Source organism: Lysinibacillus sp. GbtcB16, assembly GCF_019091145.1.
Lineage (GTDB): Bacteria > Bacillota > Bacilli > Bacillales_A > Planococcaceae > Lysinibacillus > Lysinibacillus fusiformis.
The window spans coordinates 1-284 of the sequence record NZ_JAGXJV010000277.1; the positions used below are offsets into that span (position 1 = coordinate 1).

1 protein-coding gene is annotated in these 284 nt (G+C 35.6%); it reads left to right on the forward strand.

The features are described from left to right. Nucleotides 1-284, forward strand: a 284-nt coding sequence (locus tag KVT27_RS24255; protein WP_217582140.1) for a BppU family phage baseplate upper protein, incomplete at both ends; no start/stop codon positions are given.

Here is a 284-nt window from a genome sequence, read left to right on the forward strand (position 1 = left end):
GGTAACTTTTAAAATTTTCCAAATTAAAGTTGATACGAAGTTAATTACCCCCTCAGAAAAAGTGATTGTATCTCAGAATGACTTAAACTCAGCGAAATTACTTGTAGAGGTTACCCAAGATAATGAACCATTAATCCTTTCAAATGTGAAAGTGATGGCTGCCTTTAAAAAACCAGATAATAAGTTGGTCTTTCAGAATCAGAAAGTTACGGTGGAAGATGAAAAAAAAGGTCTAGTGTCTATTGTTCTTACAACTCAAACTGTCGCGGCGGCCGGTGAAGTTT